A 16157-nucleotide genomic window follows, 5' to 3' on the forward strand; every position below is an offset into this window, starting at 1 on the left:
GTTAGTGTTTTAATTCTTGTGTTGATTCGAGTCTGACATGTTGGCCGCTACGGATGTAGCGGCCTTTTTTTATTCTCGGTATTTTATTTAGGTAAATAGGGAGCAGTATTAGTTAACCATCATCGAGATGAAGTAACCAATAATTGTTGCTGAGCCGACACCGATGAAGCCTGGGATCATGAAGCTGTGGTTCAGAACGTATTTACCGATAGCCGTTGTGCCTGAGCGGTCGAAGCTGATAGCTGCCAGATCGCTTGGGTAGAACGGGAAGAAGAAGTACGCGTAACACGCAGGCAGCACACCAATCAGAACCGCAGGGTCGATACCCAAGGCAAAACCAAGTGGCAGCATAATGGTCAATACAGCAGCCTGACTTTTCAGGAAGGCAGACACAAAGAACATGGCAAAAGCGAATGACCATGGATAGATATTGACCATGCCACTAACTAGATCAACTAGGTATTCTTTGTGGTGACCGATGATAGTGTCACTGAACCAAGCGATACCGAAGATAGTAATAACGGCACTCATACCGGCAATAAACACATTACTGTTAACGATACGCTTAGGTGAAATATTGGTGGTCAGTAGGATGATCGCACCGACAGATAGCATCAGGAACTGGATGGCCACCGACATGCCTACACCTTGAGGCAGTAGCTGCTTGCTAAATAAAGCAATACCGATCACTGAGAGAATACCCAACAGGAACACGGTAAGGCCTTTCTTCGCCGTACGCTGATGTTCAGCTTCTTCTTCTGCTGAGCCTTCCTGCTCTGGATCGACCAAGCTATTGCGGAATTCTTCATCTTGAATACGTGCCTGGAAAGCAGGATCTGTATCCAAGTCCTTACCGCGTTTCAAACTCCATAAACAACCAATAAGCAGGCCGCCGAAGGTGGCTGGAATAGTCACCATCAACACATTGACTAGGTTGATATCTAGGTTGTTGTCCATGGCTGTTGCCATGACAACAGCAGCAGCGGCGGCAATTGGGCTGGCTGTGATACCCATTTGTGAAGCAACACTTGCCATTGCCATCGGGCGTTCAGGACGGATCCCTTTTTTGTAGGCAACGTCATAGATAACAGGTAGTAGTGGATACACTGAGTGACCGGTACCAACCAGTACTGTTAGGGAGTAGGTACAAATCGGCCCCAAGAAGACAATATGTTCAGGGTGTTTACGAAGTAGGCGTTCGGCAAATTTTACCAGTAACTTCAGGCCACCGGTGGCTTCAAGGGTTGCGGAGGCTGCAACCACTGCCAAGATGATAAGCATAACGCCTACGGGTGGTGAGCCCGGCGCAATACCAAAAACAAACGTCATCACGGAGACACCAAGTCCCCCGAGAAGACCGAAGGCGATACCGCCGTGACGTATACCGATCAAGATGACCGCGAGCAGTAATAACAGGTGTATCCAGAACATTATTCCATTATCCTTGTTTCATATGAGTTACAATCCGCTTGAACTTCTGTACCAAGTTCACAAGGTGGATTTATAAACCATCAACTACATCAAAAGTGGTACACAGATTCCGAAAAAACATACTGTTAACGAATAATTATGCTATTTAGGTGGAGACTGTGACGCCTGTCAACATATGCTGTTGGTTGCGTGAAAAAAGAGAGGATAAATATCCAGCGAAAATAATGAGCAATTAGTTTTGTTGGGATAAAAAAATGCCCCGCGGTGCGGGGCATTAAAATATTATTCAAACTAGAGAGCATTCAAACAAGAAAGTCTTATTTGTTTGCGTCGTCAGCTTGTTTTGCCTGAATCGCAGTTAGTGCCACTGTGTATACGATATCGTCTACTAGTGCGCCACGAGAAAGGTCGTTAACTGGCTTACGCATGCCCTGAAGCATAGGACCGATAGATACTAGGTCTGCTGAACGCTGTACCGCTTTGTAAGTCGTGTTACCTGTGTTTAGGTCAGGGAATACGAATACAGTTGCTTTACCCGCTACAGGCGAGTTAGGCGCTTTAGAGGCAGCAACGTTTTCCATGATCGCAGCATCGTACTGTAGAGGACCATCGATGATTAGATCTGGACGCTTCTCTTGAGCAATGCGAGTTGCTTCACGTACTTTATCTACGTCTGCACCTTTACCAGAAGTACCGGTAGAGTAAGAGATCATAGCAACGCGAGGTTCGATACCGAATGCTTTCGCAGAGTCTGCAGACTGGATAGCGATTTCCGCTAGCTGCTCAGCGTTTGGATCTGGGTTGATTGCACAGTCACCGTATACCAGTACCTGATCAGGCAGCAGCATGAAGAATACAGAAGATACGATTGACGCATCTGGTGCAGTCTTAATGATCTGGAACGGAGGAACGATAGTGTTCGCCGTTGTGTGAACAGCACCAGAAACTAGACCGTCAACTTCATTGTTTTCTAGCATCATTGTGCCTAGGAAAACAGAATCTTGTAGTTTTTCACGTGCAACAACATCAGTCATGCCTTTCGCGCCACGAAGCTCAACAAGGCGAGCAACGTAGTTTTCACGAACAGCTTCTGAGTCGATGATGGTTACGCCAGCACCTAGAGTTACGCCTTGTTGCTCAGCAACACGCTTAATCTCTTCTGGGTTACCAAGAAGCACACATTCAGCAATACCGCGCTCAGCACAGATAGCTGCCGCTTTAACGGTACGTGGTTCATCACCTTCAGGTAGGACAACACGCTTAGCCGCTTTACGTGCTAGCTCAGTTAGCTCGTAACGGAATGCTGGTGGGCTTAGACGACGCTCTTTAGCTGAACCTTCAGTTAGCGATTCAATCCACTGACCATCAATGTGGCTAGCCATGTATTCGTTAACAAGTTCAACACGTTCTTTATCGTCTGCAGGTACTTCTAGGCTGAAGCTCTGAAGGTTCAGAGATGTCTGCCAAGTGTTACCCAGTGCAGTCATAACAGGCAGGCCTGTTTCGAATGCGCGCTCACATAGGTCCATCACTGGCTTAGGTAGCTCGTAGCCGCCAGTAAGCAGTAGGGCACCGATTTCAACGCCGTTCATTGCAGCAAGACATGCCGCAACGATTACGTCTGGACGGTCTGCAGAAGTGACTAGCAGAGAGCCTGGACGGAAGTGCTCAACCATGTGCGGAATAGAACGTGCACAGAAAGTGATGCTCTTGATACGGCGAGTCGCGATATCACCTTCGTTGATGATTTCAGCGTTCAGGTGCTTAGCGATGTCAGTTGAACGAGTCGCGATCAGCTCAGCGCTCCAAGGTGCACAGCCAAGTACACGGATAGGGCTTGAGTTGAATACCTGCATAACTTCAACGTTTGAAGGCACAGTGGCTTCAGCGTCGTCGAAGATTTCAGATAGGTCTGGGCGAGTACGGCCTTCAGCGTCAACAGGTGCGTTTAGCTTGTTAACGATAACACCAGCGATTTGCTTGTTCTTGATACCACCGAAGTTAGAACATGCTACTTCGATACGCTCTTTAAGTTGAGCTGGGTTATCAGTACCAGAGGCAACAACGAATACGATTTCCGCACCCAGAGTTTTAGCAATCTCGTAGTTGATTTGGTTAGCAAACGGATGCTTACGAGTTGGAACAAGACCTTCGATTAGCGCGACTTCAGCATCAGCTGTTGATTCTTTGAAGCGTGCAACGATGTCTTCTAGCAGAACATCGCTCTTATCGTTACGGATAAGCTCTTCTGCACAAGCCATTGAGAAAGGTTCAGCCACTTTCATATCACTGTTAGCAGTGATGATGTTAGTTGTTAGATCTGGCTGATCACCGCCGTGACGTGGCTGGGCGATAGGCTTGAAGAAAGAAACGCGAACACCTTTGCGCTCCATTGCACGAAGCACACCAAGGCTTACGCTAGTAAGACCAACACCGGCACCAACCGGAACAAGCATAATAGTACGGGACACTATGGATTCCTCAACTATTGAAACACGACAGTGCTGTGCAATAACGATGGGTGAACCGGTATTGGACAGCACCACACAAAAGCATGACCTAAGGTCATAAGTCATGAAAAAACGGCCGGCCTAGGCCAGCCGTTGAAGTCAGTATCGACCGATTAGATTTCAGCTAGACGAGCTGTATCTTCCGCGATAACTAGTTCTTCGTTAGTTGAAACAACCATTGCAGGAACACGGCTGTTTTCAGTAGTGATAACACCTTCGCCGCCGAAGCGTGCTTTTAGGTTAGCTTCACCGTCAACTTCAACACCAAGAATTGCAAGGCGGTTTAGAACCATCTCACGGATTGGCGCCGAGTTTTCACCGATACCACCAGTGAAAGTGATTGCGTCTAGACGACCTTCTAGAGATGCTGTGTAGCCAGCAACGTACTTAGCAAGACGGTGACAGAACACGTCCATTGCACGAGTTGCTTCAGCTTTCTCGCCGTAGTTGTCTTCAACAAAACGACAGTCAGAAGTCACTTCAGTTAGACCCTGTAGGCCAGACTCTTTAGTTAGCATCGTGTTGATCTTCTCAACAGAGTAACCTAGGTTGTCGTGCAGGTGGAAGATGATAGCTGGGTCGATATCACCACAACGCGTACCCATCACTAGGCCTTCAAGAGGAGTAAGACCCATAGAAGTATCTACAGACTGACCGTTCTTGATAGCACAAACTGAAGCACCGTTACCTAGGTGACAGTTGATGATGTTTAGCTCTTCTTCTTTCTTACCTAGCAGCTTCGCTGTTTCGCGAGTGATGAATAGGTGAGAAGTACCGTGCATACCGTAGCGACGGATACCGTGCTCTTTATATAGGTTGTACGGTAGAGCGTATAGGTAAGCTTCTTCAGGCATTGTCTGGTGGAAAGCTGTGTCAAATACCGCTACGTTCTTAAGTGCAGGGAATGACTTCTGAGCCGCCTTGATGCCGATGATGTGAGCTGGGTTGTGAAGCGGTGCTAGAGTTGCACAGTCTTCGATACCTTTTAGTACATCGCCACAGATAAGTGCAGACTTAGTGAACTTCTCGCCGCCGTGTACTACACGGTGACCGATAGCTTGTAGGTTTTCTGCTAGTTCTGGCTTAGAAGCAAGAATAGTGTCTACCATGAACGCTAGCGCTTCTTCGTGAGCAGCGCCTTCGCCTAGTTGTGCTTCGTGCTTACCGTCAAGTTTCCACTTGATACGTGCTTCTGGAAGGTGCAGACATTCTGCAAGACCTGTCAGGTGCTCTTCACCTGATACCGCGTCAACAACAGCGAACTTAAGAGAAGAACTACCGCAGTTAAGAACTAAAACCAGCTTAGACATGAGTGACTACCTATAATCTGTCTGAAAGTTGATATTCAACTGATATAAAAATTACCCATAGGATAGACGACTTTTCAATAAGCCGGTCTAATCAGGGTCAAAATCGTGCTACATCCGTATCTTGATAGAATCGTGAAACCCAGATTCTGGGCCATCCTTGGAAGCGCCTTCAGTTGCCAGAACGATGATTACAGGCAACAATAAATGTAGGCGTGCATAGGATAGCGATTGTGGTGCAATATAACAAAAGTATTTTTAGAAAAAATTAATTTGAATCAAGTTTGTTATTGCTGGTTTTGAATTTTTACTAATTTTTTTGAAGTTTGGTGGTTTATGAGTCAACAACATTCTATTTGGCAAGCATTCCGTTATGGTCAGGATTACATGGCCACGTGGCCAATGCGCAAAGAGTTGGCTGTCCTGTTCCCTGAGCAGCGTTATATCAAGGCCACGCGGTTTGCGACGCGGGTGATGCCTGCTGTTGCTGTCATGAGCGTGCTGAGCCAGATGGCGTTCGATAATTATGATGCTTTGCCTCAGGCGATTACGGTGGCGCTATTTGCCTTGAGTATGCCGTTGCAGGGGTTGTGGTGGCTGGGTAAACGAAGCCGGACCGACCTACCGCCGTCGTTGGCAAGTTGGTACCGTGAAATCCATGACAAGATTGTCAGTGAAGGGCATGCGCTGCAGCCGCTGAAAAGCCGCCCTCGCTATAAAGAGCTGGCACAGGTGCTAAATCGCGCATTTAAGCAACTAGATAAATCATCGCTCGAGCGTTGGTTTTAGCGATGTGGCGGCAATATTTGGATTGTCTTGCGGATAAATAATTATCGGATAAACAGTGCCAACGACAGGGAGTGGACATATTGCTCGATCTGTTCATCGGTTTTAGCAATGCGATCGTACATTGTCCATTGTTCACAGATGCCTGTCAGCAGGCCACTGTAGATAACTGCAGCAATGTCCGCGGTGAGATGGGGTAACAACAGGCCATCTTGCTGCAATTGCGACATGGCTCCTTCTACTTTTGCGTTGTCCTCTTGCCCCTTCTCGATACTGCGCAGACGCAGGTCTTCATCGGTAAACCCTTGCAGTGATAGTTGAACAATCATGGTCATTTTAGGGGTGTCGCGCATTTCTGTCAGGAGTACCCGGGCGACATTGAGTAGTCCTTCTCGTAATGCTGAGCCTGTCTGACCGGCAACGGCTTCTGCCGCTTGTTGAACCGCGATGGATTGCTCTTGCCATAATGCATCAAGTAAATCGGCTTTGTCTTTGAAATGCCAGTAAATTGCCCCTCGGGTGAGCCCTGCCTCGGCGGCGATACCGGCGAGGGTAGCCTTGTTCAGGCCTTTTTGACTGAAGACTTTCATTGCGGTATCAAGCAACAATAGCCGGGTCTGTTCTGCTTCTTCTTTACTTTTTCTCGCCATCGACTTTATCCGAAATTCGGGAGTGCCAAAGCACTCCCGATAATCAATTAGGCACTTTGTGTTACTGGGCTACCTAATGGTTTGGTCAAAAGAATATACAACGCGGGGATTATTACAATGGCAATAATCGTCGATGCAACCAAGCCATAGATAATCGCCATACATAGTGGGTACCACTGCGGATCACTGTATGCCAACGGCAATAGGCTCAGGATAGTCGTCAAGCTGGTACTCAGTATCGGCCTTAGGCGTTCAGCGGCGCCATAGGCTGCTGCTTGGGCGACAGACCCGCCTCGCTTGAGATGGCGATTCATGGTATCGACCAACACGATACCGTTATTCACCGCTATCCCCGCGAGCGATACGATACCGATCAGTCCCGAGAACGACATCGCGGTGCCTGAGAGGAAGTAACCGAAGAAGGTTCCCATCAACGCGAGCGGCACAATCAGCAGGATAATTGCCGGTTGGGCAAACGAGTTGAACATCAGTGCCAGCAACACGAAGATCGAGCACATGGCCAGCACAAAGGCTGTTCCCATCGCGCTGTAACTCTCGTCGGCTTTAGCCATTTCACCACCGAGCTGATAGTAATAGCCGTTCGGCCATTGAGCTTGCAACTGCTCCAACTGAGGGATCAATAACGTGATCACCTCGCCGGCAGTTCGCCCTTCCGTTCGTGAGGCTACGGTAACAGCCCGCTGACCTTCCTTGTGGACGAAGACCCGCGGTGTTTCGACGATTTGGTAATCAACCAGATCGGTCAGTGGCACGGCTCGGCCATCCTGGCTGATGATGTGGAGTAACTGCATTTCCGACAAATGGCGGGGGCCGCCAAGACTGTCACCGCGGCTTGGCCACAATACGCTGAGGCGCATCTTGGCGTCGTCATCAATACCTTCAATCTTGAAGTGACCAATTTCGTCTTGCTCCATTGCCACTCGGATCTGCTGTGAGACTTCAGATTCAGACAGTTGGTGGAAGCTCAGCATTTCGTGCTTGAAGTGAAAGCGTACCTCATAACGGGCAGGACCCAGGTTGTCGTTGATGTCGCTACTACCCGGCACCTGTGCCAGTGCGGCTTTGACTGCGGCGGCATTGGCAATCAACTGGTTATAATCAGGCCCAATTAAATCAATTTGGATCGGTGCTGAGGTATCTGGGTTACCACCGATGTGAACCAGAGATACCTCGATACCGGGTTCGTCGTGTAACGCTTGCTGGATGCCGTCGCGGATTTCCTCCAGATATTCGAATGATAACTTATCGCGTTGATCTTTCGGATAAAGGGTCAGGCTGAAACCCACCTGGTTCCACTCTTGGGATGGCAATAGGGCATCGTTGAGCGAAGCGGTTGTCATCGGGCTTTTGGCGCCGACATAGGTAATGACTTTCTCGATCCAAGGCTGCTGACGCAAGAACTCACCTGCCTTATTTGCAGCGCGTTGTGATTGCTCTAGTGTCGAGTCGGGAGCGAGTACCAGTGATACCCCGATTTTTCGATCGTCGGATTCTGGGTACATTTCCGAAGGCATCAGGCCAACCAGCATGATACTGGCAATGAAGAGAACCAGTGTACCGCCAACCCAAACCCCAGCACGGCGCTTACTCTTGAGTACATAAGTAGCCAGCCAACGGCGCAGTTGGTGTCGGTAGCGGCTGGACATTTTGTCGATCAGCAGCTCTTTGTCGTTGTCGGCGGCCTTTTCGAGCATGTAGCGCGACAGCGGGATACAGATCAGAAAGGCGATGAACAGGCTGATCAGCAAGGTGACGGTGATGGTGATAGGCAGAATGCGAATAAACTTACCGTCAATCCCTCCCACCATCATCATCGGCACCATGGCCAAAATCGTTGTGAGCTGTCCTGCGCTCGCTGGCAAGATGAATTGGCGAACAGTATCGAGCGCGGCTTCTGCAAACGGGAGCTTCTTGACATAAAGCCCTTCGTGCATCCCTTCCATCACCAGGATATAGACATCCACCATCAGGCCGAGCGCCAATACCATGCCGATCATGATCATAGAGTTGAAGGAGTAGCCAAAGCTTGCCATCACGGCCAACGTCGCCAGCAGGGTGACAGGCAGAGCGATACCGGCAACCAAGGCTTCGCGCCAGCTGAGTAGCAGCATCAACACGATAAACACGATCACGACGGCTTGTTGCATCGAACTTGAGATATCGTTGAACGCCAACTCAATTAACTCACCGTCGTCACTTACCCGGGACAGGGATAGCCCTTGGGGCCAATCAGAGCGGGTGGTGAGCTGATCGACCATTTGCTGGGTTGACGCGATAACGGCAAAGGTATCAGCCCCTGGATGCTTTAGCACATCAAGGGTTATCCCCGGTTCGTAGGCTTGGTTGTTGACGCTAAAGAAAGTTCGGCTGACTTCGCGATCAAGGCGGTGGCTGACTTCGGCTACTTCCCCCAATCTTACTGGACGATTATCACTCAGGCGGGTGATCGGGAGTTGGCGCACTTGATCGACGGTAACGAAACGGCCGGACAAGTAGAGATTAAAGGTGTTTTCGTCAGATTCGAACTCTCCCCAAGCCATATCGTGGTTGGCATTTTGCAAGCGATCGCGAACCAATAGGGGGGAGATCCCAAGATCTCTTAACCTGTCCATTCTTAGCCGTACATGCAGGCTCTTCTCGCGCATACCATTGAGGTTAACTTTTTTGACCAATGGCAGGTTTTCAAACTGGGTCTCCAGCCGTTTAGCGGTATCCGACAGTAAAATATCATCGACATCACCACTTAATACCCAGCTGATCACTGGCATATTGGAGACTGACATTTCTTCGATATCGGGCTTTTCAATGCTGCCGTCGGCTGGGAATTCCGCCTCGGCTTTATCAACGGCAGCGCGCAGCAGTTGCATCGACTCACTCATCGGCATGTCGGCATCAAATTCTACCGCGACAATCGAGTAGGAGTTGTATGACCCACTAGAGAATGACTTCAGCCCTTTCAAGCTGCGGATTTCATCTTCAAGGTGCTTGGTGATCTCTTTCTCGATTTGTTCAGGCGCAGCGCCTGGCCAGAAGGTCATCACGATGGCTTGGGGAATTTCGAGATCGGGATAGTTCTCTCGTACCATGTTGTTGTACGACAACAACCCTGCCAGCACTACCATGCCTAATAGCAGACGGGCAACCAAGGTTTGGACAAAGAGTTTGCGTGCAATCGGCCTCATCGAGTAGCTCCTACTACCTCAACAGCGCTACCGTTTACCAGTAGGTGCTGGCCTCGGGTGACGACTTGCTCATCCGGTTTGAGGCCGCTAAGTACCTCGATACGACGCAGCCCCTGCAGGCCGAGGGAAAGCTGGCGTTCTTCGACGTGGTTATCGCTATTGACGACAAACGCAAAGGCATTGCCACCACGGAACGATATCGCGTAGATTGGCAGTGACACTGCATTTTCAACGACGGTCGCGGCTATCCAGGCCCGAACGAATTCACCGTCGATGAGTTCCTGATCCTCGTTTAGTACACGTACTTTGACACTTTGTGAGCGGCGCTGAAGGTTGATCGTCGGGCTCACCGACCAGATAGTCCCCGTTACGACCTCGTTACCTTGGAAATGGTTTTCTTCTGCTCGGTACAGGATGGCGTTGTCGCTTGCGAGATAAACGGTTTGGCCTTCTTTTAGTTGGCGGGCATCTTCAACTGGCAGCTCCAGTTGGATTTCTAGCAAGCTGTCATCAACCACCACAATGGCACTGCTGGCTTCGCGATCGCGGTTTGATGTGATCCCTGCTGGAGGGTAGTAGTGGTTATCCTCGCGGATATTCATTGCGGCAATATAGCCATCGAATGGGGCAAATAAACTGGTTTTTTCAAGGCTAACCGTTTCACGGTTAATATCAGCAGATACACTCAGAATGTCTGATTCAATGGCCTCCAGTGCGCTAATGTTCATGGTAACGGCTGAATGGGCATTAAGTAGAGCGGTTTTGTTGCGTTCGAATTCATCCTGAGAGATTACACCGCGCTCATAGACCTCTTCCATCCTGGCAAAGTTTTGTTGGGAAAGGGCGAGATCATTCTCTGCCTGTTGTAGGCGAGCCTGGGCCTCTTGTTTTTGGGCGCGTACTGCTTGCAGGCGGGCTTCGAGTGCTTTTACTGATGCCGAGTTCTGGCGGCTGTCGATTTGTGCTAGGAGCTGGCCGCGTTTGATCGCCTTGTCAGGACCGAAGACACGTGCCCCTTCCCGAAGCTGGGTGCCGTTTTCCAGTTCACCTATGGTGACGACTTTGCCCGGCATTTCGAAATCGAGGAATGCCTTGCGATAGGCTTGCACTGTCCCTTCGGAGAAGGACCACCCCGTTAGTAGTTCTGGCGTGATTTTCTCTGTTTGGACTTTCACCGGTTGAGGTGGGGGAAGGATCTGGTTGGTGTCTTCCAATTGTGAAAACCGGTAGCCAGTCAGCAAAAGCAAGCCGATGGGGAACATGAGCCATGCCTTGGTAGTTAGCGAACGAAGTTTCATGGTTATTCTCTGGGTAGCGACAATCGCTTTATTTTAAATACATTCATGAATGTATGTAAGTGGGTGAATTTTACTTCTAATACCAATCTGGATAAGTCGTTGATCAAGTTATTGCGCTGGAAAACAGCGATTTTGACTAGCAATACTAATTAAATATTTATGTCGGTTGGTATAACCATTTAGGCTCAACGATTGTTACTCGTCATGGCCCTATAGCTCGCTAATAAGTAGGTGAATTTGTTAAGAGGGAAATAACTGAAGAGGTAGCGATCAAAAGCGTAGTTGAAAGGGGGAGGCAGACAAAGCCACTGCGATTGTGGCTTTGTCTTGAAAACGGTGATTACTCTTCGTCTTCAACTTCTCGCTTGGCGCGAACACCCGGCTTGGCCAGGATTTCCAAGTAGAATGACTCTAACGCCAGTGTTTCGGCTTCGTCAATGCACTTATTGATTTCTTTAACGTGGATAACCTTTGCTTCCTGCTCGGTATGACCAAACTTACAGTCGAAATCCCAGTAATCAGCACCAGCTGGAAGGGATTTGTTACGTTCACGCTTGAGGTATTTCTTTACCTCGTGCTTGACTGCTTCGACAACGCGCGGAACCGCTTTTTTTGGGTGAGTTAAGGCAAATGTTTTTTTCATCGTTTTCCTAAAAATCAAAAAGGGCCCAGAACACGCTGGGCACGATGTGTATTTTACTTTAATTTGACGCTGGCCGCGAATAGCAATTTTATCGCTAGTTTAATAGCAGGCTATCATCAGCCAATTCTTCCCCCCGGACTTTACTGAACATCTCCAACAGATCTTTCACGCCCATCTGGCTGCGTGTCTCACCAGCCACATCAAGAACGACTTCTCCCTGATGGAGCATTACAGTTCGCTCGCCATAGGCTAGCGCATCCTTCATCGAGTGGGTGACCATCATGACGGTAAGGTTGAATTCCTCAACCACTTTATTGGTCAGTGCCAGCACAAAGGCGGCCATTCTGGGATCCAAGGCAGCGGTATGCTCATCGAGCAGTAGCAGCTTACTGTCTGCCAGTGTAGCCATCACCAAGCTGACAGCTTGGCGCTGCCCGCCGGACAACAGTCCGATGCTATCACCCAAGCGGTCCTCAAGGCCGAGACCTAAGATACTGATCCGATCCTGAAACAGCTTGCGCCGCTTTGACGACAGAGCCAGCTTCCAACTACGCTGACTGCCACGTTTGTAGGCCAGCGCCATATTTTCTTCAATGGTGAGCGAACCACAGGTGCCGGCTAGCGGGTCTTGGAACACCCGAGCGGCGTACTGGGCCCGCTGGTGGACACTTTTTTGGGTGACATCGATATTGTCAATCAGTACCTGTCCGCCGACCATCGGGGTCTCGCCGCTAACCGCACCTAATAGGGTGGACTTACCGGCCCCGTTAGAGCCAATCACAGTAACAAACTGCTTTTCCGGCACTGTGAGTGATACGCCCTTGAGCGCTTGGTTTTCCAGAATGGTGCCTTCGTTGAAGGTTACACGGATATTGTTTAGTTCAATCATGCTTACCTCAACGTCCTACGCTAACTTTTTGGTGGCTGCGGATGGCTTTTTCTTGTTACGAACCCATTGCCCTTTCATGCGCGGGGCGATCAGGGCTACGGCAACCAGCAGGGCAGTGATCAGGTTGAGATCCGAGGCCTGCAGGCCAAACATCCCGCTGCTGAGGGCAAAGGCGACAGCCAAGCGATAAAGAATGGACCCAAGGATCACCGCAACGACAGCAACCCAGATTTTCCGGCCGGGAAGCAGGGTTTGGCCGAGGATCACTGCAGCAAGGCCTACCACTATGGTGCCAACGCCCGAGGTAACGTCGGCAAAGCTATTGGTTTGGGCAAACAAGGCGCCGGAAAATCCGACCAGCCCGTTGGATAAGGCCAACCCGAAGTAGGTATACAGGGCGGTATTGCCCCCCTGAGCATTGACCATGCGGCTATTTACCCCAGTTGCTCGCAGGCCAAGGCCGAAGTCGCTGGCGAGCAATCGTGTGATAAACCAAGCGCTGGCGATCACGAGGGCAAGCACAATCATCAGACGGATAATGCCTTCGTCGAAGCCATAATCAAAAGCGAGCATTTCAAATGGGGTGAACAAGGTATCTTCACCCAGCAGGGAGAGATTAGGACTGCCCATGATCCGGATATTAATCGAGAAAGTGGCAATCATGGTTAGAATACTGGCTAGGAGGTGCAAGATCCCGCAGCGAACCGCTAGGAAGGCAGTTACCAGCCCGCAAAGCCCGCCAGCAGCAATGGCCAGAAAGGTTGCTGCCCAAGGATTGAAACCGGCAATAATGGCGGTCGCCGCGACTGCCGCCCCCATAGGAAAACTGCCATCGACTGAAAGATCGGGAAAATCTAGAATACGGAACGTTAGGTATACTCCAAGGGCAACCAACCCATAGACCAACCCGATCTCGAGTGTCCCGAGAAAGGCAAAGAAAGACATCCTTATTCTCCTTGTCTTTATGAATGATGTTGTTATCGGGCATCCTGCCCAGAACCTAGCCTATTACTTTTCTATTGAAGTTGCTCGCTCAAGTACCGCAGCAGGGAAGGTGATTCCTAGTTTATCCGCTGCTTTCTGGTTGAGCGCCAGATCGGACCCTTTCGCCACTTTTACGGGAAGATCAGAGATTTTTTTTCCTTTAAGCAAGGCATCAACATAATCAGCCGTTTGCACGCCGACTTGGTAGTAGTCGAAGCCGAGGGCTGCGATGGCACCGTTTTCAATATAGGTTGTCGACGCACCAACAATTGGTGTGTTGGCTTGGTTGCCGGCATTGACCAATCCATCAATCGCACTGGCTACAGTATTATCAGTTGGAGCGTAAATTACGTCAGCTTTGGAAGCGATAATTTGGGCGGCTGATTGGACATCGGCACTTTTCAAAGCCGTGCCTTCGATCACCTTCAGGCCTTTGTCTTTGGCAGCTGCACGGAGCAGTTGAACAAGGGCTACCGCGTTGGCTTCTCCCGGGTTGAATACGACCCCTATGGTGTTCATTTCAGGCAATAGTTCCTGCATCAGTGCCACGTGTTGGGCTACCGGTGAGAGATCGGATAAACCTGTAACATTGCGGGCTGGCTTGCTCATATCTTTGACTAGCTTGGCGCCGACCGGATCGGTCACAGCGGTAAAGACGACGGGAATAGAGCGGGTGGAAGCCGCCAGCGCCTGGGCTGTGGGGGTGGCAATACCCACCAGTACATCGGGACGTTCGCCAACGAATTGTTTGGCAATCTGCACTGCAATCGCCGGGTTACCTTGTGCTGTCTGATAGCTGAACTCTAGATTCTCGCCCTCGACATATCCTTTCTGTTTCAAGCCATCGAGCAAGCCATTGCGCGCAGCATCCAATGCAGGGTGCTCAACGATTTGTGAGACCGCCACTTTTGCCACATCAGCCACAGCGGCTGTTGATGCCATGCTCAATGAGGCGGCGACCCAGATGGCTGTTAGTAGTTTATTGTTTTTCATACCCATTATCACACTCCCTGTTGGTTTCGCGCTGTTCAAATTGTTGCTTAGCATAATGTTTTATCGCATCGTGGCTTAAAATGACATACGGCTTTTAACATACGCTTAACATTGCTGTGGTCGATCGTGCTATATCACAATGATTAAATAGTGAGAGTGATTGTTTGGTGGCGGGAGTTTCCGTTGCTAGCTGGGTTGCTGGAGAATAAATGGTCAATTATGCTTTATTGATATTTTTGTAGCCAGTGGTGAGTTGTTTTCTGATATGCGTTAGTGACGCTACGAAAATCTGTGCCACAGATCATAATGTAGAGAGGCAGGTGTTCAGTGAAGGGTCAGGTCGGGTACGAGATAATAAGCGCTATGAGATATTAGCTGTATCTCTCCCTATGACCCCACAAGCTTGGCCGCCGGTGGGGTCTGTTCTTTTCTAGGCTATTGGTTTTTCTTGCTGTTATTCATAGCACTGCAATGTTTTATTCCTGCCGTAAATCTCTTTCATCGCCGCATGCATTTTGTCTTTATCGACATAGGTTGTCGGTAGTTGCATGACCTGAAAAGTAAAATCAGGTGATCCTGCTGCCACGTTGGCTTTGTCGGTAACTGGCGTCACCATCATGACATTCAGATCCGGGTTGCGTGCAGTGATCCGCGAAGCGGTGCCTAAACCTTCCGCCACATGAAAGCGTCCGGCGACATGAATAATTTGCTTGCCGGGGTGAAGGGCAAGGTAATCCACCATGCTTTCGGCCATGGTGTCATCCCAAGCGGTTTGGGCAGCAAACTGGCGTTTGGTCTTTTCTTCATCGCCATGGTGCATCGATGCGTTGAATTTCTCATGGTAGGCATCATCACCCAATGTTAATTGTTCGGCGACCCACTTGCGTTCAGTGGCTGGTAGTCGTGCCAAATAACCTTCGCCTTGCTGGCCGATGCAACGAACAATGGGTTTCGGGGCGTTGGCAGCAATCACATCGAGCTGATTCATCTTGGCGAACTCAACCAAAGAGCGGTAGTCGCTACTGTAGTTAGGCCAGGCGTTTCCTTCTTTGATCAGGGTTTTCTCGCCGATTTCACCATTTAAATATTGATTGACGACATGCTGCTTATCCCGGGTGAACTGCTCCATTGATAGGGCCATATCAGGGTTCTGTTGGTAAAGGGCAGCAAAAAGGCGGGCCTGCATCAAATGCGCTCCAGGGTGGCCGTGCCATTCACCAACCAGCACAATATCAGCATCTTTAAGTGCTCCGGCGAGCTGGGTAAGGGTCATAGAGTGCCCTTGTGGTGAAAGGATCGTCGAGTCGTACATGGTTGGCAGCGGCTGGGACATGCTGTCGTTCATATCAGTAACATCGGTATGGGAGGTGCAGCCGAACATTAAGCTAGCAAGGCCGAGGGAAAGCCATTTCTTCATGGGCATCAAATCACAGTGAGTTGGGGAAAGCCGAGTAAAAATTACA

The 16157-nt window shown here is 49.7% G+C and carries 12 protein-coding genes; 1 reads left to right on the top strand and 11 read right to left on the bottom strand.

All coding sequences use genetic code 11. The features are described 5' to 3' along the window. Nucleotides 1-108 precede the first annotated feature (108 nt). From ACVA58_RS21610 to ACVA58_RS21620, 3 genes are all read right to left on the bottom strand, one after another. Nucleotides 109-1431 carry an anaerobic C4-dicarboxylate transporter gene (locus tag ACVA58_RS21610; protein WP_107350402.1) on the bottom strand — a complete coding sequence of 441 codons (1323 nt, stop codon included), beginning with the start codon at nucleotides 1429-1431 and terminating at the stop codon, nucleotides 109-111. 317 nt (nucleotides 1432-1748) lie between these two features. Then, on the bottom strand, nucleotides 1749-3887 hold the full coding sequence (gene pta / locus ACVA58_RS21615) for a phosphate acetyltransferase (protein WP_446512503.1): 2139 nt from the start codon (nucleotides 3885-3887) through the stop codon (nucleotides 1749-1751). Nucleotides 3888-4054: 167 nt separating this feature from the next. Continuing rightward, a complete protein-coding gene (locus tag ACVA58_RS21620; protein WP_428656600.1) occupies nucleotides 4055-5251 on the bottom strand; it encodes an acetate kinase in 1197 nt (398 codons plus the stop codon). A gap of 333 nt (nucleotides 5252-5584) precedes the next feature. On the opposite strand from ACVA58_RS21620, the gene yfbV reads away from it, so the two are divergent. Then, the gene (gene yfbV / locus ACVA58_RS21625) at nucleotides 5585-6037 is read left to right on the top strand and encodes a terminus macrodomain insulation protein YfbV (protein WP_107350405.1); all 453 of its coding nucleotides are present in this window, start codon (nucleotides 5585-5587) and stop codon (nucleotides 6035-6037) included. 41 nt (nucleotides 6038-6078) lie between these two features. Here yfbV and ACVA58_RS21630 read toward each other — a convergent pair whose 3' ends face one another. The 8 genes from ACVA58_RS21630 to ACVA58_RS21665 form a co-directional block, all read right to left on the bottom strand. Next, a complete protein-coding gene (locus ACVA58_RS21630) occupies nucleotides 6079-6684 on the bottom strand; it encodes a TetR family transcriptional regulator (protein WP_446512430.1) in 606 nt (201 codons plus the stop codon). 47 nt (nucleotides 6685-6731) lie between these two features. Continuing rightward, nucleotides 6732-9887, bottom strand: coding sequence for an efflux RND transporter permease subunit (locus tag ACVA58_RS21635; protein ID WP_446512431.1), 3156 nt, complete (start codon nucleotides 9885-9887; stop codon nucleotides 6732-6734). Further along, complete coding sequence (locus ACVA58_RS21640; protein WP_446512432.1) at nucleotides 9884-11185, bottom strand: efflux RND transporter periplasmic adaptor subunit; 1302 nt, start codon at nucleotides 11183-11185, stop codon at nucleotides 9884-9886. Before ACVA58_RS21640 ends, ACVA58_RS21635 begins: the two co-directional genes overlap by 4 nt. A gap of 340 nt (nucleotides 11186-11525) precedes the next feature. Further along, nucleotides 11526-11828 carry a DUF6172 family protein gene (locus tag ACVA58_RS21645; protein WP_446512433.1) on the bottom strand — a complete coding sequence of 101 codons (303 nt, stop codon included), beginning with the start codon at nucleotides 11826-11828 and terminating at the stop codon, nucleotides 11526-11528. Nucleotides 11829-11922: 94 nt separating this feature from the next. After that, nucleotides 11923-12717, bottom strand: a complete 795-nt coding sequence (locus tag ACVA58_RS21650; protein WP_446512434.1) for an ABC transporter ATP-binding protein — start codon at nucleotides 12715-12717, stop codon at nucleotides 11923-11925. A 15-nt stretch (nucleotides 12718-12732) separates the two neighbouring features. After that, a complete protein-coding gene (locus ACVA58_RS21655; protein WP_446512435.1) occupies nucleotides 12733-13662 on the bottom strand; it encodes an ABC transporter permease in 930 nt (309 codons plus the stop codon). Nucleotides 13663-13725: 63 nt separating this feature from the next. Further along, entirely contained in the window at nucleotides 13726-14694 is a 969-nt protein-coding gene (locus ACVA58_RS21660) for an ABC transporter substrate-binding protein (RefSeq protein WP_446512504.1), read from the bottom strand. A gap of 454 nt (nucleotides 14695-15148) precedes the next feature. Further along, nucleotides 15149-16111, bottom strand: coding sequence for a ChaN family lipoprotein (locus ACVA58_RS21665; protein ID WP_446512436.1), 963 nt, complete (start codon nucleotides 16109-16111; stop codon nucleotides 15149-15151). Between the last annotated feature and the right edge of the window lie 46 nt (nucleotides 16112-16157).

It is taken from the genome of Photobacterium sp. DNB22_13_2 (genome assembly GCF_052873915.1).

Excerpts from the sequence above, each read along its gene's own strand:
- pta (WP_446512503.1), bottom strand. The coding sequence starts at position 3,887 with ATGCTTGTTCCGGTTGGTGCCGGTGTTGGTCTTACTAGCGTAAGCCTT.
- ACVA58_RS21610 (WP_107350402.1), bottom strand. The coding sequence starts at position 1,431 with ATGTTCTGGATACACCTGTTATTACTGCTCGCGGTCATCTTGATCGGT.
- yfbV (WP_107350405.1), top strand. The coding sequence starts at position 5,585 with ATGAGTCAACAACATTCTATTTGGCAAGCATTCCGTTATGGTCAGGAT.
- ACVA58_RS21640 (WP_446512432.1), bottom strand. The coding sequence starts at position 11,185 with ATGAAACTTCGTTCGCTAACTACCAAGGCATGGCTCATGTTCCCCATC.
- ACVA58_RS21665 (WP_446512436.1), bottom strand. The coding sequence starts at position 16,111 with ATGAAGAAATGGCTTTCCCTCGGCCTTGCTAGCTTAATGTTCGGCTGC.
- ACVA58_RS21635 (WP_446512431.1), bottom strand. The coding sequence starts at position 9,887 with ATGAGGCCGATTGCACGCAAACTCTTTGTCCAAACCTTGGTTGCCCGT.
- ACVA58_RS21650 (WP_446512434.1), bottom strand. The coding sequence starts at position 12,717 with ATGATTGAACTAAACAATATCCGTGTAACCTTCAACGAAGGCACCATT.
- ACVA58_RS21645 (WP_446512433.1), bottom strand. The coding sequence starts at position 11,828 with ATGAAAAAAACATTTGCCTTAACTCACCCAAAAAAAGCGGTTCCGCGC.
- ACVA58_RS21655 (WP_446512435.1), bottom strand. The coding sequence starts at position 13,662 with ATGTCTTTCTTTGCCTTTCTCGGGACACTCGAGATCGGGTTGGTCTAT.
- ACVA58_RS21630 (WP_446512430.1), bottom strand. The coding sequence starts at position 6,684 with ATGGCGAGAAAAAGTAAAGAAGAAGCAGAACAGACCCGGCTATTGTTG.
- ACVA58_RS21620 (WP_428656600.1), bottom strand. The coding sequence starts at position 5,251 with ATGTCTAAGCTGGTTTTAGTTCTTAACTGCGGTAGTTCTTCTCTTAAG.
- ACVA58_RS21660 (WP_446512504.1), bottom strand. The coding sequence starts at position 14,694 with ATGAAAAACAATAAACTACTAACAGCCATCTGGGTCGCCGCCTCATTG.